Source organism: Xanthomonas sp. GPE 39, from assembly GCF_000963005.1.
Classification (GTDB): domain Bacteria; phylum Pseudomonadota; class Gammaproteobacteria; order Xanthomonadales; family Xanthomonadaceae; genus Xanthomonas_A.
Genome location: NZ_JZHZ01000007.1, coordinates 2,901,545 through 2,921,082 on the forward strand (window position 1 = coordinate 2,901,545; position 19,538 = coordinate 2,921,082).

The following is a 19,538-nucleotide window of genomic DNA, read 5'->3' on the forward strand; positions in this document are numbered from 1 at the left end:
TCTCCTGTAGAGTTTGAACGGCGCTACGCGCAACGAGGGTCTTGAGTGTCTACGGAACCCTGGGCGTATCAGTACTCATCAAGCAAACACCTCCTTGTGCGTGTTAATTCAGATGACACAAATGTCACCTATTTGCAGAATGATTGTCCAGGCAGCATCTGTCAATTGCGTAAGGAACGAAACGGGTTCACCCCCGATTTCACGGACACTTACGAGAAGGCCGATGAAGGCCGATGAAGGCCGATAGGAGTGTTCATGTCGACGCGAAGAAAGTTCAGTGTGGAGTTCAAGCGTGGTGCGCTTGAACAAGGGAGCCAACCTAGCGTCAGTTGTGCCCAGGTGGCTCGTGAGCTGGGGATCCGGGACAACCTGCTGACGCGCTGGAAACGCGAGGCCGCGAGCCAGGGCAACAGCGCCTTTGCCGGCACAGGCACGCCACGGTATGAAGAGCTGTCGCGTTTGAGGCGCGGGTGAAGAAGGAACGAGATTTTTTGCGCGAAGCGGCGACGTTCTTTGCCAATGGATCATCCTGTGGTACCAGGTGATCGAACGTGACCGCGATGAGTTCCCGATCCGCCTGATATGCCGTTGCCTGCGGGTATCGGTCAGCGTTTATTACGACTGGAGCCGGCGCCTGCCTAGCGCCGGTCAGCTCGACAATGCACGTTTGCTGGGGCGTATGCGTGAGCTGCACGAAGACAGCCGAGGCACGTTGGGTGCCGGCCGGATGCAGGAAGACCTGGCCGATGAAGGTGAGCGGGTCGGCCTGAACCGCGTGGCTCGGGTGATGGCCGCTGATGGCTTACAGGGTTGGCCGCGCCCGAAGCGTCGGGGGATGCGAGCACGGCCGGCACTGACACCGCCAGGCGTACGCAACCGGCTGGAACGGGACTTCACTGCACTGGAGCTGGAAACCAAATGGGTCACGGACATCACCGAGATTAAAACCGCGGAAGGCAAGCTCTATTTATGCATCGTCTTGGACCTGTTCGACCGTCGGGTGGTGGGTTGGTCGATGCACCATCGGCAAGATCGGCAGATGGTGATCCGGGCCGTACAGACGGCTGTATGGCAGCGACAGGGCGACGAACCGGTGATTTTGCATTCGGATAGAGGTAGTCAATTTCGAAGCGATGACTATCAGAAATATGTGCTGGCCAACGCGCTGGTGTGCTCGATGAGCGCGGTGGGTCACTGCGGCGATAACGCCGCTTGCGAGGGCTTCTTCGGCCTGCTCAAGCGCGAACGGATTTATCGCATGACCTATCCAACACTCGATACCGCAAGAGCGGATGTGTTCGAATACATAGAGCGACGCCACAACCCAAGGATGCGGCGAAGGACCGCCAGGCAGGATTTGAAGTTTTCCACCCTTTCACAACCGTCCGTGATTTCGGGGTAGAACCCCTTTTATAGTCTGACTGCTTGTTACTCTCTGCCAAAAGTCGCGATCTTGCAAGCGGCGCCATCTTTCAGTGTGTCAAGGTAGTTCGCCCATGACTGCATCATCTTCTGCCGCTCGGTTAGATGCGCAGTGCGGTTGTAGGCGCGTCCATTCAGATCACGCACTGCATGCGCCAACTGGTGTTCGATGAAGTCGGGACGGAAGCCCAATACCTCATCCAACACGGTGCGTGCCATCGCACGGAAGCCGTGACCGCTTATCGTTGCCGAGTCGAAACCCATCGTACGTAGAGCTGCGTTGATCGTGTTTTCGCTCATCGCGCCACGGGGATTGCGAACACTTGGAAACACGTACTCAGCACGCCCCGTGAACGGTTGCAGCTCTCGCAGAATCTCCAACGCTTGCGATGCGAGCGGGACAATGTGTGGAGTATTGGTCTTACTGGCCGTGTAACGCCATTCCGCTGCATCCATATCGATATCCGCCCAGCGGGCTTGCCGCAGTTCGCCGGGGCGCACGAACACCAATGGCGCGAGCCTAACAGCAGCGGAAACGACCATCGTTCCTCGGTAGCCATGGATTGCCCGTAGCAATTCACCGATCTTGGCCAGCTCGGTCACACTGGCGAAGTGCTTGGTTTTCGGTGATTGCAGCGCGCCGACCAAATCGGCAGCAGGATTCGACTTGGCGCGACCCGTCGCAATGGCATAGCGGAACACCAAACCCGCATGCCCGCGCGCACGGTGCGCCATCTCCACTACCCCGCGCCTCTCCAACTTGCGCAACTCATTCAGCAAAACTGGCGCAGTTATGGCCGTTATGGGAAGGCTAACGATCCCCGCCAAGTCCTTTTCTATCAAACGGCGCTCACGCTTCACGGAGCCAGCACTGAGCCCCTCCCGGGAGCGCTTCTCCAGAAGCTCTGCTGCAACCGCCCCGAACGTGCTTTCGGCTCGCTCCACCTTCGCAGCGCGCTCGATCCGCGCAACCGTTGTTGGATTTGCACCGCCCTGCAGCAGCTTGCGCAACCGATCGCGCTAGGCGCGCGCCTCAGCCATTGATACCGCTGGGTACTCGCCCATCGGAGCCATGCTCGCCTTGCCGCTGTAGCGATATCGATAGCGCCACAGCTTCGCGCCGGTTGAACGCACCTCAATGCATAACCCGTTGCTATCTGCCACGCGGTAGACGCGGTCCTTTGGCTTCAATCCACGAATCTTGGTATCTGTGAGCATGTGAGTAGCGGGAGTGTGAGTAACGAGACCATCAAGCCCCCCCTTACTCACATCGTTACTCACTTCAAGACGGGATGCAACCGGACGCTCCCAGACCTGCTCGGACTGAAAAACCCTTAAATTCTCGGTATTTCCACACCAAATCGGACTGCGTCGGATGTCACTGGATCGCTAAGTGGTGGGCCCACCAGGATTCGAACCTGGAACCAAAGGATTATGAGTTCGTCGCCTACGTGCTATGCCTAGGGAAATCAAGCATAGGGGAGCGTAAGCTACGGAACAAAAAAGTAAGCTGCGACAGTAGTTTAGCGCAGCTTGGCGAAGGAGGGCAAAACTAAGCCCTGTACCGCTGGAGTACCGCTCAGAACGGAATGTTCTCGTCCCACGGGTACTACGATGAGGCCTGCTGCTCTGCTGCTTTGGCCTGAGTCTTGATCTTCATCTCCAGCGCCTTGATGAAGCGGACGGACGCCGCAACGTGATTGAAGATCAGCAGGCTTTCCTCGTAGTTCAGGATCGGGTTGTCGTGTGCAAGGCTCTTGTTGTTGCGCACGTCATTGAAGGCTTCCAGGACCGAGATACTGGACTTCAAGATGCGTTCGGTCATGGCCGACTCAAGGTGACTGCCTTCCCGGAGCGCCTTCACGTACTCGCCGAAGACGCTGTGCAACGGCTTTTCACGAGTAATCGTGATGCCATGCGGCTCGCATGTCACCCGGATGAACTTGTTAACGAAGGTATGCAGTCGATCCAGCCCGCCCTCGGGCTGGTTCTTCTCGATGGCTTCACGGACGTGCTCTGCCACCACCTCGAAGTCCCGCTCGTCAGCGATGGCGATCAGCGCATCCAGTTCGGCTACCGGCTGGTCGCTGAGAAGACGCTGGGCAACTTTTCGGCAGTCGTCGATCAGCAGCGGGTTGCTGTCGCCGAAGCACTGCTCATCGGTCGCATACTCGATCAGCCCGCCGATGACCCGCCCCACGGCATGATTGGCGTCCACATCCCAAAAGGTGCGCATCCGATTGGCCTTAGATGTGCCCCGTGCCTTGTACCTTTCGGCGTCAATCTCAACCCTGTAATCATCGAAGAAGTCACCGAAGGTGCGGTCAGAGAAGTTCAGGACATAGCCGCCGCCCATCCCAAGCAGCTTTTCCAACTTTCGACGCTCACTAGCACTCAGATCGGACATACGTTCCCCTATGTCACCGCTAACGCCATTAACCCAACCGTGCGGCCTCTGCCGCAACGTGACCAGCCAGGGCTGCAACGAACGTCTTAAGGCTGGTCATCGAAGACAGCTCTGTGAAGTTGCCAGTGTTCACCGCGCTGCGCTCCGCAGCGATGACAGCAGCGGTGGTGTAAAGCTGTTCCTGAACCAGCCGCTGACACAGCAAGTCATACCGCGTGAGATACGAAGCTCCCTTGAATTCCTCGAACACCGGGAAGTGTGATGACGAGTCACGCACGGGCCTGCGGGACTCCGGCGCATCCTCGACCATCATCAGCCAACCAACGAACGGACGTGGCTGCTTGCCGAATGCCTCTTCCCGATAGGCCGTCCAGAGATCATGGGCCGTCCCGATGGCTTCCTCGGTTCGGTTATTGAAGTTATTGCTGAACGATGGGCCGACATGGCTTTTCAGCTCGATGGCTGCGATCAGCTCGCCCTTGTAGATCACCAACAGATCCCACAGCTTCGTGGGACGGAAGTATCCGGGCAGGGTCAGCATCGCCCGGTTCTGGTGAATCTCGGCATGGGCCAGTCCGTTGGCCTTGATGACATCGAGCACCAAGGCCAAGAATCCATCCATGTTCTTACCACCAGTGACGCCAGCGCGTTCTCCTTGGTCGGCCTTGCCCGACTCAATCTGTTTTTGCCTTGCCGCTTCGCGGTTACCCCAAAACGCCTTCACGGCCTCGCGGGCTTTCTGTTCGTAGTTGACGAGATCGAGCGCCATTTATTCTCCATTGCCCCCAAGGGCAGATCGTTCTTCGTGGCTCAAGCCATAGAGCTTGAACACAGCCCGGTTGCAGGCTTGCACATCCCTCCCGATGGCAGCTTCCGCCAATTCACGGCGAAGCTGCTCAGGCACATCTGCCCAGTGCGGGATACGAATACGGCGTAGGTACTGCGCTTGGAAACGCAGAAATCCGCCTCGCATTTTTGTTGAGTACGTCGCCACGAATAGGCGAGTAACCGCGGACAGCAGTACCGCCTGCAAGGCCCGTAAATCCCAATCATCGGAAGTGACGTAGTAGAGGTTGTGGTGGGGATACAGCTCACCGCCTTCAAAAACTATATGCGCCTCTCCCTTGATATCTGGGATCAGGAGCTTCGGCCTCGCGGCCAGCGCAGGAGTAATGCGGTCAATCGTGCGATACCAGTTGGCTGGCGCTTTCTGCGCGCAGTGCCGCCCAGCGATCACCTCGCGTCGAGCCTCAAGGTAGCGCCGCAGGCGTGGATATTCTTCAAGATCGACCAGCCCACCCAGCTCCGCGAAGGGGTTGACGACGCCTTGACAGCGCCACTGCACCTCGCCAGTCATGATGTCCTTGGTTGTCACCAGCGGCAACTTCCGGTCTGTTTCTACATCGAGCGTCTCGAAGTCCCCGATGAACGCTTTATCAGCACCAGTTGCAACACCGATCCCAACCTTGCACCCTGCTTCTTCCAGCAAGGGGAAAGCGCTCTCTAAACGGCGAATAAGCGCCATCTGGTCGGCTGATTCAAGCAGCCACGGCTCTGCCCCATTGGTCACACGAGCGAGTTCCCGCACTGGCACGGCGTCTTTCGGCAGCATCGGCGCATGCAGCAAACCGGCTAGTGCGGTCAGCGTTGCCCGGTCAATGGCCGGACGGTGAGCGATGCGTGTTGCCCCTGGCGCTTCGCGGCTGATGACGGTGATGGCCGGATAGGCGATCACATCCGAGTGAAAAGCCGGCGTATCCACCATATCGACATAGACTTTCAAGTGGAACCGCTCTGCCACAAGGCTGCGCAGTGGCCCGCCATAGCGGTTCTTCATCCAGCGATCTGCGCAGATGAAGCCCAGGCTGCCACCATCCGACAAGACCGAAAGTGACCGCTCAATAAAGGGAATGTAGAGGTCAGCCCGGTCATACATCGTTTGGTAGCGACTACGGTATGCGGCGAGAAGTGGAGCTGGGATCAGCTCCTGACGAACATAGGGTGGATTGCCCACCACAAAGTCGAACTCACCTTCCAGCGGCGCGAGCAGGAAATCGCCTTGCAACAACCAGCAGCTAGCTAAGGTTGACGCAGTATTCGCCGCAATGCCCTCGCGCCTGAGCAACGCGACAACGGCAGCATGGGTGCTGAGGTAGGTACTGTGGTGCAGTTCCACCGCCCGGATGGCATCGGTCAATTCATCGAGTGCAGAGCCATCTGGCCTTGCCTGCCGCCATGCGCTTAGCAGCCGCTCAATGATTGGCAGCAGAAAATCTCCCCCGCCAAATGATGGTTCCAGAAGTCGCTTTTCGTGGAGAGGCTGATCTTCCGTATAGCCAGCCAAGTCCAGGATGAAATCAACCACCTCGGAACGTGTAAAGATGGCTCCCCGAGCTTCGAGGCCGCCATCTGTAGCCAATGCATCCGTAGCCATCTGAATGGGGCAACTGGTTGGCTTGGTAGGATGACTTGTGACCGTTGGCGTATATGCCATGAGTGTGGAATCCACTAGCGTGTAATTGAGGTGCGTTTTGGCGTGCTGGCGATCATGCCGTCGCCTCCCTCTGTGAGTTGTCCCTTCCAGAAGAAACGTCGGGACTATCCGTAATTAGCCATCGACTCAGGCTTGCATCCTGGACGGCTGCCACCTTGTCCGTATGCCGGTAGATGTACGTTGCCAGCCTCTCTATTTGCTCAGCCTTGACCGTAGCCTGTCCACCTTCATTCAGGCGCTTGGCGATCTGATTCAAGTTCCGACCGATGGCCCGGAGCTGGCTGGAAGACTCCCATAGCGCCTTGGTCGTTTCCATCGTGAACTGTGGCTCGTGCGTCAGGCTCGCACGCACGCAGCTGACGACCCAGCGTTGAGGTGAGCAGCCTTCGGCCTCGGCCCGTGCGGTGATGCTCTGAAATTCCGTCGGTGTGAAGCGAACCTCAAGCCGCTCTTTTGGCCCATCGTCAGGTCTGCCCTCTGCTTGCTCTGCGATCCATCGGCGAACTTCGGGCGGCATATCGTCCCGGATCAGATAGCGCATAAGTGCTCGCAGGATGGCCGGAGCCTTCTTCTTGTTGCGCTCGCAATAGGTGGTCCACTGCTCGCGCAGATCATCAGGCAACCGTAGGGGGTAGATGTAGCTACCTCTGGTTGCCCCAATCTCGGGATTGCGCGGCATAGGCGTCTCCAGGGAGGGGGAGTAGATGTGTTGTGCAGACGTAGTGTAATACACTTTGCCGGCGTCAGCCTATCCTGCACTAGCCCACACTCCCCCCTCGTTTTTTCGTCATGACGAAGAAATTCAGGGTCATGGCCAAGGACATCCAAAAAGATGGAAGCATGGGTTCGCTGTGCATCGGGCAGCCAGTCCTTGCTGGGCGAGGGTTACTTTCAACTGGCAGTTGTCTTCGGGCGTGGTGCCGCTGTTTGCAGTACGAGCTATCCACTTGCAATCAGCACGCCGCCCACTTAGCCCTGCGGGCGTGGTGGAGAAAGGCGGCTTCGCCGCCGCAGCCTTCGGAGTGAGGAACACCAACTCGGCATCAGTCGGCATAGGCGCTAAGAATTTCGTCATGACGAAATTTTCGAGATTAGGATTCAGACCTCTAGCGCTGCTCTTGGTCACTGCCAGAGCCTTGTAGTCGTAGTAATAGTATTACTACGACTATTACTACCAATGCAGGGATGGTGACACGGCGATGACCTGGCCGAGCTGCGGGCGTCACCAATGCCCGGCGATGGTGACAGGCTCGCGCGATCGAGGAAGATCCGCCGTCACCCAAAAAGAAAGCCCCGCCGAGGCGGGGCCGTGGTGCGGATCGAGAGACTTACCGCTGACGCAGCGCAAGCCGGACGTGACGCCAGAAGATGCGCCATTCTCTGAGCTGGCCGCCATCAAGCAGCAGCGCCCGGAACATAGCGAACGCCTCACCCGGCCGCTTGCGGTACGCCTCAGCCATTGCTTCGTCGTGCGGCTTGTACTTCATCGTTCGTACTCCATCACCGGCAGGGGGTAGGCCCGCGCGATGCTTTCCATGTTGTAGCGGTATTCCAGGCGGCCGAGCGTGGTGGGCTTAGCCCCTGTCCGCTTCGCTGCTTGGGCAACTTCCCTCACGTCCCTGGCATGATCGAAGGCGAGGCCTGGCACCTTCGCCTTGATACCCCGAGGATTGCTCGACTGTTCCCACTCTTGCAGCCATTGAGCAATGCGGCGGCTGTCGGGAACGTAGCCCGTTGCGTGCGTCATGAGGCGCATCAGTGCTTCATGCTCTAGCTGGCTGAACATGTCTTGTTATCCCTTTTTCATAGTTCCGCCATCGGGCTTGCTCCAGGCTTGTTGCAACCGTTCCTTCAGGCCATCCCGATAGGCTGGATTCTTGGCAAAGACACTGCGACCCATCGCAAGGTGCTCAAGGCGGCTGGATGTGGTTTGGTGCCCGGTGCGCGGGTCAAGGCGGAGTGAGGTCGGATTGATGATTCTTCCCGCCGTACTGGCCGGAGCCATAGCGCCTTGAGCCATGCAGCGCAGTGTCACGGCTGCGCTGCTGATGCCACCCGCGAGCTGGCCGGCGACGTTGTTTGCTTCGGCCAGGAGCCAGAACATAACCAACGTGAAGGTAATCAGCACCAGGGACGTGAACAGCGTGTTTTGATCGCTGTCCAGATCGACGCTGTTTATCACCGCGTCGAAGCCTTTGAAGGCCAACCCCATGACGGCCGCCACCAGGGCGATGCGCAGGATGTAGGTCATCACCTGCCCGAACCAGCTATCGAAGAACTTCGACGTGGCAGGCCATAGCAGCAGCGCAACGAACACCGGGCCGATGCCGAGCATGATCGTCAGGGCGGCTTTCGCCACAACGATCATGCCGCCGGCCGGCACGCCAATCAGGCCCGTTGCAACGGCGATGATGGTGGCATTGATGTATTCCCCGAACATCGTGCCCATCTCGGTTATGCCTCGATTGCCGGCCTTTTCCCAAAGGTCGGCAGCGATACCCCATCCCTTGCCGAGCGCCGCATCCACGACCGAGTAAACCGAGGTGGGATTTGACCCGGCACCCGTCCCGGCAAAGGCCGATGTAAAGCCGGTTTCCAGCGACTGGATGCTACCGACGACCCAATCCGAGTAGGTTGCAGCGTTCAGCGCCAGGGCACCGATGAACAGGTACTTGACGCACGTTTTCATGAACGTGGAGAAGGGCAGTTCGACATACCCCCAACCGATGGCGTAGCCCATCAGCGTCAGGTGGATGGTGGCCCCGCCGATGAAAAACAGGGTGAAGGTCGAAATGACCTCACCAACGGTTCCGGTGATGAACGGATTCAGCGCCGCATCGAGGTACTGGCCTATGAACTGAAAAATCATCGGGTCCATGTCATTCCCCCTTCTTATTGAGATCGACCGGCGGCAGCTTTAAGTAGCCACGCCGCGACAGGTCTTTTTCGTTCTGCGCCTGCTGCGCGTTGATGCAGTTGGGAGAGGCCGCCAGTTCGCCGGGGTTGCTCTTGCACTTGGCGATCATGTCCTTTCGTTCCGCGTCATGGGCCTTGTACCAATCGACGGTTTGAATTGGCGTGTTCTCGCCGCAGCCGGCCAGGACGGCCGCGACAACTAGGGAGAGGGCGAGCTTTTTCATTTGCGCACCTCGCGCGTTTCCGCGTCGATGACACGGCCGGAGCCTTGGCGGGCTTCGTGTTGCTGCGCCACGTCCAGAGCGTGGGCCAGCTCGGCCGCGTCGATAATGCGCAGCGCCGCGACCGTGCGCAGGGCGCTTTCTCGCGTACCGGCCCAATCGCCCGCGAAGCGTTCGCCGGACCGGCGCAGCATGAACATGCAACCGAGCAAGCAACCAAGGGAGAGGAACACCGCAGCATAGGACGATATGTGGCTGTCCTGGCGCGGCAGCGTGATACCTGTCCAATCGACCAGGGCGAGTAGGAACGGCATGAATGCCAGGATACCGGCGACAAGATCACCGTGCAGCATCGAGGGCGCACGTCGGCTGACATCGCGCATGAAACCCATCCGGTCGATGCACGACCAGAAGCGCCACATTGCCAGCAGGATGAAAAAGCAGAGCGCCACCAGGGGAATATGAAAATAGGAAATCATGGTCGCATCTCCCTTAGTTTGTGGCCTGGGGCTGAATCCAGCCGCGCCGTGCAGCCGCCTTGGCATTCAATTCGCGTCGCCGTTGTTCCTGCAAACGATCTTCGGCTGCCGCGACCATCTGATACATCTGGAGCTTGGTTTGCTCGTTCTGAATCATGGCCTGTTCGGCTGCGATACGGGCTTGCAGCTCGACAATCGCCTTGGGGTCGGGCGTATCGTTGATCTTCGCCATGAGCTGGTCGATTTGAGTTAGCCGCGACTTCGCCTTGTCGTAGGCATCCAGGGCAAAAGCCTTGTCCTGGGCACTCTTGACGGCCTGGGCTTCGCACGCCGTCCGCTGGTCTGCGACCTTGAAATGCGCGCAGGCATCGAAAGCCTTGTTGCCCTCATAGATCGACAGTGCCCGGCCGCTCAGGCCGGAATAGCCGCCCGACTTCACGGCGTCATAGACGCTCTGCCAGTCGCTCGGCAGGTACTCGCGCAACGCCGGGTTGTTCAGGATGTTGCCCAGGCCACGCGAACCGGTCAGCGACTCGTATTGCTGCTTCATCTGGTTGATTTGGCTGGTCATCTGGTCGTACTGCATCTTCCACTTGGCGATAGTTTCGACCTGGGCGGCGACCTGCTGCGCAATGGAAGCGCCATCGGTGACCGGAATCTGCGCGTATGTGGAATTGCTTAGGAAAACTGAGCAAGCGACGGTGACTACGACCAGGGGTTTGAGAGATTGCATGTTTGCCACTCCTTTTCGGTGAGAAGGAGGGGACGCTGGCCGTCTTTCCGACCTGTCCACCGGCTCTTTCGAGCTACTGTTCCCGGCAGTCAGCCCCGCATTACTTGGGGCGGCACCCTGCCCACGTTGCACGGGCTTCGGGCTAATCACAACGGTCTTTCCGCGTCGTCAGGGCCGTCTTTTCCGGTTCCCACGGTCACGCCACTTTCGGCGGGTCAGATCGGCATCTCGATGCCTTCCCCGATCATCAGGCCCTTCTTTTCAGGCCGGCAGCCCAGTACGCCGAAGCGCTCTTGGGGCAAACAAGCGTCCCCCTTGGGGGATACAGTGACCGGGTACAACCCGGCCGATTTACCAATCGGTTCGATCAATACTGAATTCTCCGCTCAAATACGGAATATTCGCAAGCTCCTCCAAGACTTGATCCACGGTTCTGAACCAAAGTTGACGTCCGTGGCCATCAACAACGCGGCGGAGATCTCCGGCATTCTCCACGCTCAATGCGTATCCGTGCCACCGATTCGCTTTTAGGATCACGCGCACGAACCCCGTTCGCTCCAAGCTGTCGCAGTAAGCATCCAGGTCTCCATAGCGCAAGATCGCAATCGGGCAGCGGCTCTGCGGTCGAGAAGTCATTTGACGGTGGCCCCCTTTCTGCCAAGCATGGTCTGGATGTGCTCCAGGTGGTGACGAATGACCTCGGGAGAAGCTGTCTGAACTGGTTTCTCAGCTGGTGTGCTCTGAATGCGCAATCTCTTTTCCTTCGCGGCAAGGCCGGCCGATGGTGTGAAACGTCCTTGACGAAAGCGATCCGAAATCGCGCGAAACCAGCGTTCCGGGCTGGTCTTGATGCTCTGCGTTGCCATCACTCCTGTAAGTTCGTCCAGGAGCATCTGTGCATCGTTGACATCGAGGCCACTCACCATAGGTGCGATGGCACCGCGCTCCCGCTCATTCAGGCGTGGAGGCCACACCAATGCGCCGCAGGCGCCTTTCTCCACCTCGCCTGGTACAGGCGAAGGGGGCGGCGTGTGGACAACCTTCGCCAGTAGTTGTAGTGACGATTCTTTAATGGTTCTCGTTGGTGGTTCATGGGGTGACACAGTTCTGTCGTCCTGGGACGTCTGCTGTGTCACCGGGGGAGTAACGGCGGTGTCGCCCCCCAGTGCCAATCTGTCGGAGGGGGTGGGAGACGGGGGTGACAAATTGACGGGGGGAGATTCGAGGCACAGGTAGTAAGCATTCGAGGATTGCCCTCCATCGCCTCGAAATCTGCGCTCGATATGCAGGAAGCCACGTTCTTCCAGCTCTTTCAAAACGCGCTGCACCGTTCGCTCAGACGCACAGCACTTTTCGGCGATGAGCCGCACGCGCGGCCAGCACTTCCCGACCTCATCGGCCGAATCAGCCAAGGCCATCAGGATCAGCTTTGAATTGGGTGGCAGCCGCTGCTCCCACGCCCAGTTCATCGCTTTGATGCTCATCGCGCCAGCGCTCCTTGCGCACTGCTATCGAGTGCGAGCGCGTCCTTCACTTGAAGGGTGCGGAAGTACACGCGCCGGCCAACCCGCAGCATTGTGGGCTTGAGCTTGCGGGCGACATCATTATTCGAGTACAGCGCAACCCGGATACCGTCTGGCGAGCGACCGAGCAACCCCGCCACGTCGCCAAGACTCATGAGTGGGCCATACCGCTGAAGTAGATATTCTTCCGTTGTCATCAATACATCCACCGAAATAATGAGTCGATGTGCGTATTTTTTGACTGATATGGCTATTGGTCAAATCTAAGAAATTGATTTTTAAAGCCAAATCTAGCTATTTCGCCATACCAAAATGCGTCATCCTCGATTACCAAAATATGGCATCTTGGCGTCGAACATTTCGCGGATAGAAAAATATCCTTTCAAATCAAATAATTGTATAGACTATAAAAATAAGAAAATCCATTGAAATAATTCATGGATTTCCTGTCTTTTTCGCGACCTGATCGAGCTTGCCCACCAAGTCCTCCGCGCGCAGGTGAGTGTATCGCTTGAGCATCTGCATCGACTTGTGGCCGCTGATGGCCGCGACCTCCTGGTCGGACAAGCCTGCTTCCACAAAGCGGCTTACGGCTTCGTGACGCAGATCGTGAAAGCGGAAGTCCGGCAAGCCGGCATCCTTCTTGATGCGCATCCAGATCGGATTGAACTGATAAGCCCGGCGCTTGTTGTCACGTCCGGGCTCACCGAAAAAGATCAGGTCGGTATCAATTGGGCGCACCGGGTTGTTCAGCGCCTCTCGAAACAGCCGGGTTGCCTCGACCGTCAGAGGAACGGTACGCGACATCGTGTTCTTCGTTTCCTGGAGGCGTGCCACGCGCCGGTCAAGATCGACCTGGCTTCGGCGCAAGCCCGTAATCTCCGAAGAACGCATTCCTGTTTCGAGCGCGATGCGCACGATCCAGCCGAGCATCGGGTTCGAGTGAGCATCGACCGCGACCATCAAGCGGATTTCTTCCTCTCGAGTGAGCCGTCGATCCCGTCCTGGGCTAGGCGCTGGACGACGAATGCTTTGCACGGGGTTGTAGGTCAGGCCGATGCCCCATTCCTTGATCGCTACGTTGAACAGGTGGCCGAGCAATGCGAGATCGAGACGGACCGTGTTGGGCGAACGGGGCTTGGGGGCGGGCTTGCCCTTGGCGTCTTTGCGATCCAGGCCAGCGAGCCGGTCGTCGCGGTACTTGGCGATCAGTTCCGGCGTCAGTGCGGCCAACGAATACCTGCCCAGATTCTGCATCAATGGCTTCGCGTGTCTCGCGTCGCTGTCGGCCGATGCCTGGCGCTTGGTTGGGGAAACTTCGGAAAGATAGCGCTTGAGTGCGTCCTCGATGGTCATGCGTTCGGACGGCGCACGCTGGATATAAATGCCGCGCACCATTTCGTCTTCGGTGCGCCGCGCCCAATCCTCGGCGTCGCGTTTGGTGCGGAAGGTCTTGGCTGTGGCCGGCCATCCCGTCTTGCGGATGAGCGCCTTCCATGTGCCTGAGGGTGTCTTGACGATGGTCGCCATTCGGTTACTCCAGAACAGTGCGCATGTAACACCACTGTACCGAAACTGTACCGACGCGCGAGCGCAAGCAAAGGTGGTGGGCCCAGCAGGACTTGAACCTGCAACCAACGGATTATGAGTCCGCTGCTCTAACCAATTGAGCTATAGGCCCTTTTTGCTTTTTTGATGAGACGGAAGGGTAACCGTCCCACTCAATTCAGCCTCGCCGATCCGGCCTCGATCAGTGGATTATGAGTCCTCTGCTCTAACCGTTGAGCTATAGGCCCGGAAACGTCCGGAACGTGCGGGCGATGTGTGGGCCGCCGACCTGGCGCCTCTGGCATGCAAGCAAACGAGGGCACCGAAGCAGGCGTGAGTTTAACGTCCGCGACTAGGCGCTGTCTGCACGCGCTTCAAACACCAACAACAAAGTGACCGTGCACACCGCCGGATGCGTGCGCCCATATGCAAGCTGTGCCTCGACCAATCGAGCGCCGCAAGGCGCGACGAGACGTGCGCGTCGCCAGGCAATGCACGCACAACACCGCGAACGGATCGCGGTGCTGAGCAGTGGCAGTGGCAGTGGCAAAAGCGTGTTGCATCACTTCGTCCCAGAGGTGCGCAACATCGCTCATCGCAATCAACTCATTGGGCGTGGAAAAGCTCTCAAGCAAGTCTGCGCACATGCTGATCGCGGCCACATGATCCGCCACCATCCCATCGGCAACGCAGGCCCGGATCATGGCGCGCATGCACAGAAAATGGACGACACCCATGCAAGGCATTACGTACGCAAGCCCCTGAATAATGGGATATAAATCACATAATGGCGCAACGACACGTTGGCTCGCGCCGAACTTACGCCAAGGCATTCGGCGGCGCAAAAAGGGCAGGCAACACCAGCTCCCAGAGCATGCGCACGGGGAGGCGACACCGCCGAAACGCCGACCGCACCAGCGGTAGCCGGGATTTTGCTGCACTGCAAAATGCGCGATGGGTCATGACAGCGCAGGATGTGCGACCTTTTGAATCAGTCCAACCGTCGTGGCGCTGTCTCCCCCCGACCACCACGCCACCCAGTCCAACACCGCCGTCGCGCCTGATCTGCAGGCCACGCGCTTGGCGTCGGACGCGCTGGCCCTACCTGCACTGACAGCCGTGCCTGCCCGGCTGTATCTGCGTGCCCGTCGCCGGGCCGTCTTCTTGCCAGTTCCCGGAGTCGCTGTATGAATTCTCGCCCGCTTTCCAACACCGCCGCGATCGCGGTGGTCAGCATGATCTTTTTCACGTGGGGCGGTCTGACTAGTCTCAACGACGTATTGATCCCGCATTTGAAAGCCGTGTTCCAGATGAACTACACGCAGTCGATGCTGATCCAGTTCACCTTCTTCGGCGCGTATTTTCTGATGTCGCTGCCGGCCGGTGCGATGGTGTCGCGGGTCGGTTACAAGGCCAGCATCGTCGTTGGCCTGATGGTGGCGGCGATCGGCGCGTTGATGTTCTTCCCTGCCGCGCGACTGCCGTCGTACCCGCTGTTCCTGACCGCATTGTTCGTGCTCGCCAGCGGTATCACCCTGTTGCAGGTCGCGGCCAATCCATACATCAGTTTGCTTGGCGCAGCGGAAAAAGCGCCGAGCCGGCTGAACTTCGCGCAAGCGCTGAACTCACTGGGCACTACCGTGTTCCCGTGGTTGATCGGCCCGTTGATCCTGGCCGGCACGGTACTCGGCGCCGATAAGCTCGCAGCGATGACACCGGCACAGTTGTCGGCCTACCACATCGAACAGGCAAGTTCGGTGCAGTTTCCCTACCTGATGCTCGCCGGTGGCTTGGTGTTGCTGGCGGTGTTCGTGCTGGTGATGCGCCTTCCGTCGCTACGCGAGGAAAGCAATGACGCCAGCACCGGCACGCAGCACAGTGCCGCACAGACAGTGCGGGAATACGTCACCGTGCTCAAGCACTGGCATTTGACCTGGGGCGTGCTTGCAATCTTCATGTACGTCGGCGCGGAAGTGTCGATCGGCAGTTTCCTGATCAACTACATCTCCGGCCCGACCACTGGCGGCCTCACCGAAGCCGTCGCCAGCCGCTATCTGTCGTTCTATTGGGGCGGAGCGATGGTCGGGCGCTTTGCTGGCGCGGCACTGCTGCAAGTGATCCCGGCGCGTAAGCTGCTCTCGGTCTTCGCCGGCATCGCCTCGCTGCTGCTGCTCACCAGCATGCTCAGCACTGGCCATGTGGCGATGTGGAGCGTGATCGCGATCGGCCTGTTCAACTCGATCATGTTCCCGACCATCTTCACCGTGGCGATCGAGCGCCTGGGGCTGTTGACCAGCAAGGCGTCCAGTCTGCTGATCATGAGCATCGTCGGCGGCGCCATTGTGCCGCTGGCGCAAGGTGCGCTGGCCGACGCGGTCGGCATCCAGCATGCCTTCGTGATCCCACTGCTGTGCTACGCCTACATCCTCTGGTACGGCATGCGCGGCTCGCAGCTATCGGCCGACTTGTCGGCGACCGTTCCCAGTGCCACGCCCGTGACCCACGTGATGCACTAATACACCTCACCCACGACGGCGGCGCGACCGCCACCGTCTTGCAGCCTGTGGCTTTCCCCTCCCCGATCCTGTTTGCCAGCGGACCCCATGAATCTTCCCTCCACGCCTCTGCCCAACTTCGCCGACGTCACTGTGCTGCGCGCGCACATCGCCGACACCATGGCTTTCTACCACCCGCGTGCAATCGATCCGAACGGTGGTTTCTTCCACTACTTCCGCGACGACGGCAGCGTGTACGACGCCGGCCATCGCCACCTGGTCAGCAGCACCCGCTTCGTCTTCAACTACGCGATGGCGGCCAACGAGTTCGCCGATTCGCCGCTGGCCGCCGAGTACCTGGACGCTGCACGCCATGGCCTGCGTTACCTGCGCGACAGCCACCGCGACGCTTCCAGCGGCGGCTACGTGTGGACCCTGCGCGACGGCGTCGCCGAAGACCGCACCCAGCACGCTTACGGTGCCGCGTTCGTGCTGCTGGCCTACGCCACCGCGAAAAAAGCCGGCCTGGACACCGACGCATGGATGGAAGAAACCTGGCAATTGCTGGAAACGCGCTACTGGGATGCCGCCGCCGGCCTATATCGCGACGAAGCCACGCCGGAATGGGTCTTTTCCAGCTATCGCGGCCAGAACGCCAACATGCACCTGTGCGAGGCACTGATCGCCGCCTACGAGGCCAGCGCCGACACGCGCTACCTGCAGCGCGCGCTGCTGCTCGCCGACAACATCACCCGCCGTCAGGCAGCACTGGCCGGCGGCTTGGTGTGGGAGCACTACGACGCTCACTGGCAAGTGGACTGGGACTACAACCGCGACAATCCCAAGCACCTGTTCCGGCCATGGGGCTTCCAGCCCGGCCACCAGGTGGAGTGGTCGAAGCTGCTGGTGCTGCTGCACGGCCACCTGCAAGCCTCGTCCAACAGCGCACCAGCGTGGCTGCTGCCGACCGCACGGCATCTGTTCGATACCGCGTTGACGCACGGTTGGGACGCACAACACGGCGGCATCGTCTACGGTTTCGCTTCTGGCAGCGCGGACGCGCCGCTGGTCGGCGTGCCCGACGTAGCGAAGGCCCCGACCTACTTCTGCGATGACGACAAGTATTTCTGGGTGCAGGCTGAAGCCATCGCTGCCGCCGCGCGGCTATTGGCCGCCACCGGCGATACGGCTTATCGCGCCACCTACGAAAAACTGTGGGCCTACTCCTGGACGCATCTGGTCGACCATCGCTATGGTGCCTGGTTCCGCATCCTCAGCCACGACAACCGCAGTTATAGCGACGAGAAGAGCCCCGCCGGCAAGACCGACTACCACACCATGGGTGCCTGCCACGATGTGCTGGCGGTGATGCGCAGCAGCCGCGCCTTCGCGTAAGTCGCAACGCCGCCGCAGGAGCGCTCCTGGTCATACCGGAGCATCTGCTGGCGGCGTCCAGATGAAGTGACACAGCGCCGTGCCATGACGCGGCGGCGCTCTGTTGCATCGACACACCGAGTGCTGTCGCCGCTGCGCAAATGCCGTTCGCCGACGCTGGCGTCCAATCTGCAGTTGCAGCCTGCGCCGCGATCAGTGCCTACTGCAACACTCCCCGCTGCATCAGCCGCGACGACGCCAGCACAGCCGGGCGAAGGTCACCCAGGCATGCAGCCAGATCGCCAGCCACACCGCCACGCATAGCGGCCAAGCGCGCCTCGGTGCCTCGAACTTGCGGAAGTAGCGCCACAAGCCGCGATGCTTGTGCCATTCGACGAACCAGGGGCGCTTGCGACTGGAAACACCACGCACATGCAACACGCGCAAGGTGTTGACCACCGCCACCGTCGCGCCGGCCTCGCGTGCACGCCGGCATAGATCCAGATCCTCGGCATGCAAGCGATAGCCTGCATCCCATCCGCCGATGCGCACGAACAGTGCGCGCGGCAGCAGCAGCAGCGCGCCTGACAGCGCCGGCACGCGCTGCACTTGCTGCGTCGGATCGGCCTGCAACGCCAGCCGTGCGCCGGACAACGGATGCCGCAGCATCGCCGCAAAATCCGGATCGCGACGGCGTACCGCCGCATCCGCCTTGCCCTGCGTGTCGACTTGTTCCACTCCGAGTAAGGCCTCGCCGAGCGCGACCGCCTGCGAGCGCAGCAACGCTAACGTCTCTGGCTCGACCAGCAGGTCAGGATTGACGAACGCCAGCCACGGCGCATCACTGGCTTCAGCACCCTGATTGCATGCCGTGGCAAAGCCTGGGTTATCCGGATTGGCGATGAAACGGACCCGCGGATCCTCCAGTGCATGCCGCTGTACCACCTCCAGGGTATCGTCGCGCGAAGCATTGTCGACAATCCGGATCTGCCCCACTTCGGCGGCCGCGCGCAGTCGCTGCAAGCACGCATCGATGGTGCTGCCGCTCTCGTAAGTCACCACCACCACAGCGATGGGGTGTTCGCGCATGCTAGACATCGAACAGCATCCCTTGCGGATCCAGCGGCGAGAGGGTGTCGTACCCACGCCGCAGTGCATCGCGACAGGCACGCAAGGGATCGTGCATCAGAAATCCGGCCAAGCGCGCATGCCAGGCCGGCCAACGCGTCGCCAATGCATCCATGTCGCCATCGGCGGCGCACCCTTCGGCACGACGCGCAACGTGCGCCGTCTCGCACAGCACATTGCGCCAGCCGAGTCCGGCCATGCGCAGGGACAGATCGATCAACGCCGCATACCAGGAACCATAGCTACTGGCGTCCAATCCGCCGACGCGCTGGCGCGCCGCACCACGTAATACGACCGCATGGCACACCGCCGCAGGCAACTCCGGATGCAGCGGCGGCAGCGCCGCGCAAGCGCGAGCCAGACGCTCGGGATCCTCGGGCAACGGATTGATCTCGCCAAGGCGCGGCCACGCACACACCTCGCCGGCATTGCTCCACGGCGTGCCACTGGCAATGGCAGCATCACGCGCCAGGCACGCGCTCAAGTGCTGCAGCCAACCCGGCAGCGGCTGCGCATCGGCCGCCAACACCGCCACGTCGGCGTCGGCACAGGCACGCAACATCTGGTCCAGATGCGCCACCTCGCCGAGCATGCAAGGACGCCGGGTGTAGTCGGCCTGCAGACGCGTGCGCGCCAGCCACGCCTCGATCACCCGGACACCACGCGGACCAGCCTGCGCATCGTCGGCCAGCCATACACGGGTACCCGCTGGCGTATTGGCTTCCAGCGCACCCAGGCAGGCATCCAGTGCGACATCGTCGACACCGACCGGCAACAACACGATGGGCAGGCTCACCT

Annotated in this window: 21 protein-coding genes, 1 tRNA gene and 1 pseudogene; 3 read left to right on the top strand and 20 right to left on the bottom strand. The window is 60.0% G+C overall.

Going from position 1 to position 19,538, the window contains the following annotated elements; translation table 11 throughout:
• Positions 1-255: 255 nt before the first annotated feature.
• A pseudogene (locus XALGPE39_RS12160) lies at positions 256-1,402 on the top strand (IS3 family transposase).
• 26 nt (positions 1,403-1,428) lie between these two features.
• Here the strand turns inward: XALGPE39_RS12160 and XALGPE39_RS12165 are convergent.
• The 18 genes from XALGPE39_RS12165 to XALGPE39_RS15790 form a co-directional block, all read right to left on the bottom strand.
• On the bottom strand, positions 1,429-2,433 hold the full coding sequence (locus XALGPE39_RS12165; protein WP_343123021.1) for a site-specific integrase: 1,005 nt from the start codon (positions 2,431-2,433) through the stop codon (positions 1,429-1,431).
• A gap of 9 nt (positions 2,434-2,442) precedes the next feature.
• Complete coding sequence (locus XALGPE39_RS16650; protein WP_343123022.1) at positions 2,443-2,640, bottom strand: Arm DNA-binding domain-containing protein; 198 nt, start codon at positions 2,638-2,640, stop codon at positions 2,443-2,445.
• 391 nt (positions 2,641-3,031) lie between these two features.
• Positions 3,032-3,829 carry an abortive infection family protein gene (locus tag XALGPE39_RS12175; RefSeq protein ID WP_045728413.1) on the bottom strand — a complete coding sequence of 266 codons (798 nt, stop codon included), beginning with the start codon at positions 3,827-3,829 and terminating at the stop codon, positions 3,032-3,034.
• Positions 3,830-3,857: 28 nt separating this feature from the next.
• Positions 3,858-4,598, bottom strand: coding sequence for a type-2 restriction endonuclease (locus XALGPE39_RS12180; protein ID WP_017173568.1), 741 nt, complete (start codon positions 4,596-4,598; stop codon positions 3,858-3,860).
• A complete protein-coding gene (locus XALGPE39_RS12185) occupies positions 4,599-6,263 on the bottom strand; it encodes an Eco57I restriction-modification methylase domain-containing protein (RefSeq protein WP_017173569.1) in 1,665 nt (554 codons plus the stop codon).
• Positions 6,264-6,375: 112 nt separating this feature from the next.
• On the bottom strand, positions 6,376-7,002 hold the full coding sequence (gene mobC, locus XALGPE39_RS12190) for a plasmid mobilization relaxosome protein MobC (protein ID WP_017173570.1): 627 nt from the start codon (positions 7,000-7,002) through the stop codon (positions 6,376-6,378).
• A 649-nt stretch (positions 7,003-7,651) separates the two neighbouring features.
• Positions 7,652-7,810, bottom strand: a complete 159-nt coding sequence (locus XALGPE39_RS16085; RefSeq protein ID WP_017173571.1) for a hypothetical protein — start codon at positions 7,808-7,810, stop codon at positions 7,652-7,654.
• Positions 7,807-8,109, bottom strand: a complete 303-nt coding sequence (locus XALGPE39_RS12195) for a hypothetical protein (RefSeq protein ID WP_017173572.1) — start codon at positions 8,107-8,109, stop codon at positions 7,807-7,809. Before XALGPE39_RS12195 ends, XALGPE39_RS16085 begins: the two co-directional genes overlap by 4 nt.
• 6 nt (positions 8,110-8,115) lie before the next feature.
• Entirely contained in the window at positions 8,116-9,201 is a 1,086-nt protein-coding gene (locus tag XALGPE39_RS12200; protein ID WP_017173573.1) for a type IV secretion system protein, read from the bottom strand.
• A gap of 1 nt (position 9,202) precedes the next feature.
• On the bottom strand, positions 9,203-9,463 hold the full coding sequence (locus XALGPE39_RS12205; protein WP_017173574.1) for an EexN family lipoprotein: 261 nt from the start codon (positions 9,461-9,463) through the stop codon (positions 9,203-9,205).
• A complete protein-coding gene (locus XALGPE39_RS12210; protein WP_017173575.1) occupies positions 9,460-9,939 on the bottom strand; it encodes a hypothetical protein in 480 nt (159 codons plus the stop codon). Before XALGPE39_RS12210 ends, XALGPE39_RS12205 begins: the two co-directional genes overlap by 4 nt.
• Before the next feature lie 13 nt (positions 9,940-9,952).
• Positions 9,953-10,672 carry a P-type DNA transfer protein VirB5 gene (virB5, locus tag XALGPE39_RS12215; protein WP_025998375.1) on the bottom strand — a complete coding sequence of 240 codons (720 nt, stop codon included), beginning with the start codon at positions 10,670-10,672 and terminating at the stop codon, positions 9,953-9,955.
• Positions 10,673-10,887: 215 nt separating this feature from the next.
• The gene (locus tag XALGPE39_RS16090) at positions 10,888-11,043 is read right to left on the bottom strand and encodes a hypothetical protein (protein WP_017173577.1); all 156 of its coding nucleotides are present in this window, start codon (positions 11,041-11,043) and stop codon (positions 10,888-10,890) included.
• A gap of 261 nt (positions 11,044-11,304) precedes the next feature.
• Complete coding sequence (locus tag XALGPE39_RS12220) at positions 11,305-12,156, bottom strand: helix-turn-helix domain-containing protein (protein WP_033474930.1); 852 nt, start codon at positions 12,154-12,156, stop codon at positions 11,305-11,307.
• The gene (locus XALGPE39_RS12225; RefSeq protein ID WP_012917117.1) at positions 12,153-12,392 is read right to left on the bottom strand and encodes a hypothetical protein; all 240 of its coding nucleotides are present in this window, start codon (positions 12,390-12,392) and stop codon (positions 12,153-12,155) included. Before XALGPE39_RS12225 ends, XALGPE39_RS12220 begins: the two co-directional genes overlap by 4 nt.
• A 238-nt stretch (positions 12,393-12,630) precedes the next feature.
• The gene (locus tag XALGPE39_RS12230; RefSeq protein WP_012917118.1) at positions 12,631-13,725 is read right to left on the bottom strand and encodes a site-specific integrase; all 1,095 of its coding nucleotides are present in this window, start codon (positions 13,723-13,725) and stop codon (positions 12,631-12,633) included.
• Positions 13,726-13,799: 74 nt separating this feature from the next.
• Positions 13,800-13,876, bottom strand: a tRNA-Ile gene (locus XALGPE39_RS12235).
• Between the two features lie 241 nt (positions 13,877-14,117).
• Positions 14,118-14,480, bottom strand: a complete 363-nt coding sequence (locus tag XALGPE39_RS15790; protein WP_235429807.1) for a hypothetical protein — start codon at positions 14,478-14,480, stop codon at positions 14,118-14,120.
• 450 nt (positions 14,481-14,930) lie between these two features.
• Between XALGPE39_RS15790 and XALGPE39_RS12250 the strand changes: the two genes are divergently transcribed.
• Entirely contained in the window at positions 14,931-16,259 is a 1,329-nt protein-coding gene (locus tag XALGPE39_RS12250; RefSeq protein WP_045728415.1) for a sugar MFS transporter, read from the top strand.
• Between the two features lie 87 nt (positions 16,260-16,346).
• Positions 16,347-17,633, top strand: a complete 1,287-nt coding sequence (locus tag XALGPE39_RS12255; RefSeq protein WP_045728416.1) for an AGE family epimerase/isomerase — start codon at positions 16,347-16,349, stop codon at positions 17,631-17,633.
• A 222-nt stretch (positions 17,634-17,855) separates the two neighbouring features.
• On the opposite strand, the gene XALGPE39_RS12260 is transcribed toward XALGPE39_RS12255, so the two are convergent.
• Positions 17,856-18,701, bottom strand: coding sequence for a glycosyltransferase family 2 protein (locus tag XALGPE39_RS12260; RefSeq protein ID WP_045728417.1), 846 nt, complete (start codon positions 18,699-18,701; stop codon positions 17,856-17,858).
• Between the two features lies 1 nt (position 18,702).
• Positions 18,703-19,536 carry a glycosyltransferase gene (locus tag XALGPE39_RS12265; protein ID WP_045728418.1) on the bottom strand — a complete coding sequence of 278 codons (834 nt, stop codon included), beginning with the start codon at positions 19,534-19,536 and terminating at the stop codon, positions 18,703-18,705.
• Between the last annotated feature and the right edge of the window lie 2 nt (positions 19,537-19,538).

Bases quoted from the DNA above. Each gene is read 5' to 3' on its own strand.
- XALGPE39_RS16650 (WP_343123022.1), bottom strand. From the start codon at position 2,640: ATGCTCACAGATACCAAGATTCGTGGATTGAAGCCAAAGGACCGCGTC.
- XALGPE39_RS12175 (WP_045728413.1), bottom strand. From the start codon at position 3,829: ATGTCCGATCTGAGTGCTAGTGAGCGTCGAAAGTTGGAAAAGCTGCTT.
- XALGPE39_RS12180 (WP_017173568.1), bottom strand. From the start codon at position 4,598: ATGGCGCTCGATCTCGTCAACTACGAACAGAAAGCCCGCGAGGCCGTG.
- XALGPE39_RS12185 (WP_017173569.1), bottom strand. From the start codon at position 6,263: ATGGCTACGGATGCATTGGCTACAGATGGCGGCCTCGAAGCTCGGGGA.
- mobC (WP_017173570.1), bottom strand. From the start codon at position 7,002: ATGCCGCGCAATCCCGAGATTGGGGCAACCAGAGGTAGCTACATCTAC.
- XALGPE39_RS16085 (WP_017173571.1), bottom strand. From the start codon at position 7,810: ATGAAGTACAAGCCGCACGACGAAGCAATGGCTGAGGCGTACCGCAAG.
- XALGPE39_RS12195 (WP_017173572.1), bottom strand. From the start codon at position 8,109: ATGTTCAGCCAGCTAGAGCATGAAGCACTGATGCGCCTCATGACGCAC.
- XALGPE39_RS12200 (WP_017173573.1), bottom strand. From the start codon at position 9,201: ATGGACCCGATGATTTTTCAGTTCATAGGCCAGTACCTCGATGCGGCG.
- XALGPE39_RS12205 (WP_017173574.1), bottom strand. From the start codon at position 9,463: ATGAAAAAGCTCGCCCTCTCCCTAGTTGTCGCGGCCGTCCTGGCCGGC.
- XALGPE39_RS12210 (WP_017173575.1), bottom strand. From the start codon at position 9,939: ATGATTTCCTATTTTCATATTCCCCTGGTGGCGCTCTGCTTTTTCATC.
- virB5 (WP_025998375.1), bottom strand. From the start codon at position 10,672: ATGCAATCTCTCAAACCCCTGGTCGTAGTCACCGTCGCTTGCTCAGTT.
- XALGPE39_RS12220 (WP_033474930.1), bottom strand. From the start codon at position 12,156: ATGAGCATCAAAGCGATGAACTGGGCGTGGGAGCAGCGGCTGCCACCC.
- XALGPE39_RS12225 (WP_012917117.1), bottom strand. From the start codon at position 12,392: ATGACAACGGAAGAATATCTACTTCAGCGGTATGGCCCACTCATGAGT.
- XALGPE39_RS12230 (WP_012917118.1), bottom strand. From the start codon at position 13,725: ATGGCGACCATCGTCAAGACACCCTCAGGCACATGGAAGGCGCTCATC.
- XALGPE39_RS15790 (WP_235429807.1), bottom strand. From the start codon at position 14,480: ATGGGTGTCGTCCATTTTCTGTGCATGCGCGCCATGATCCGGGCCTGC.
- XALGPE39_RS12250 (WP_045728415.1), top strand. From the start codon at position 14,931: ATGAATTCTCGCCCGCTTTCCAACACCGCCGCGATCGCGGTGGTCAGC.
- XALGPE39_RS12255 (WP_045728416.1), top strand. From the start codon at position 16,347: ATGAATCTTCCCTCCACGCCTCTGCCCAACTTCGCCGACGTCACTGTG.
- XALGPE39_RS12260 (WP_045728417.1), bottom strand. From the start codon at position 18,701: ATGCGCGAACACCCCATCGCTGTGGTGGTGGTGACTTACGAGAGCGGC.